Source organism: Haliea atlantica (assembly GCF_054779855.1).
Genome location: NZ_BAAGXL010000009.1, coordinates 1 through 1,247, shown reverse-complemented (window position 1 = coordinate 1,247; position 1,247 = coordinate 1). Strand labels below are relative to the sequence as shown.

Sequence of the window (1,247 nt, the reverse complement as noted above, 5' to 3'; positions counted from 1 at the left end):
TTTCCGACAACCCGAATGTCGATACATTATCGAGTGACATTACTTTCGATAACGTTAGTAAAAATGGGGGGATTACAGTGGCAATCTGCCGGTTGCTCAGGCCCTGGGCGAATTTGAGGCGCAGCACCTCTTTGATTTTACGCATGGATAACCTCTTCGCTGGCATCTGTTCCCCTCCGTGTGGAAAAGCTCAGAGTACCGGTTAGTTATCCCGCGTCGGGGCGCTCCGCTGGGTGACCTCAGGCTGCCTGCCGGGGTGGCAGGCTTGCCCCCCGGGTTCAACAGTTGCCGCCCAAAATTGCCCATTTTCGAGGGGGCGGGTCTAATAAAATCAGTCACTTAGGCTTCAGAAATGGATGATCGCTTGTAGTGGCACGTTTTTGTTTTCAGTGGTTTTAGTGGAAGTATATTGACAGATATTTTGTCTGCGCTATCGTAATGGCATGTTTGTCAAGCTCACCAAGTCCGGCCCGCGCCGCTACATCCAGCTCGTCGAAGCCTATCGGGACGAGAGCGGCCGGGCGCGCCAGCGCACCATTGCCAGCCTGGGGCGGCTGGAGACGATCGACGCGCACTACGACTCCCTCATCCGGGGGCTGGAGCGTGTCACAGGTCGCGACCATTCCGCGGAGCCGCCGGCTGAGGCGGAACTGCCTGATATCGTGTTCAAACCCGCACGGCACCTGGGGGACGTGTGGAGCCTCACCGCATTGTGGAACGAGCTGGGCTTTGATCAGCTGGCTCGCGTATTTCGCTCCGGCAAGCGGCAGCTCGACGTGGAAGCCATGCTCCGCATCATGGTCTTCAACCGCTTGTGTGATCCCGAGTCCAAGCTCGGTGTCCTGCGATGGCTGGAAACGGTTTCACTGCCCGGCATTGCCACAGAGACCGTAGCGCATCAGCATCTGCTGCGCGCCATGGATGCGTTGGTCGAGCACCGGGATGCGGTCGACAAGGTGGTTGCCGGCTTGCTGCGGCCGCTGATCGATCAGGAACTGTCCGTCGTGTTTTATGACCTCACCACGATACGCACCGAAGGTGAATCCGAACAGCATGACGATCTGCGCCGCTACGGGCAGTCCAAGGACGGTGGCATCCGCCGGCAGGTGGTGCTGGGGGTTGTGCAGACTGCCGACGGCCTGCCGATCTATCACGAAGTTTTCGAGGGCAATGTCGCTGAGGTCAAGACCCTGCGGGCAACGCTGGATACGGTGATGGCACGCTATCCCATCCGGCGTGTGATTGCC

General features: G+C 58.8%; 1 protein-coding gene. It reads left to right on the top strand.

The window, feature by feature from the left end; genetic code table 11:
* Positions 1 to 443: 443 nt before the first annotated feature.
* Positions 444 to 1,247, top strand: an 804-nt coding sequence (locus ACYVGS_RS09150) for an IS1634 family transposase (RefSeq protein ID WP_460588374.1), incomplete at its 3' end; no start/stop codon positions are given.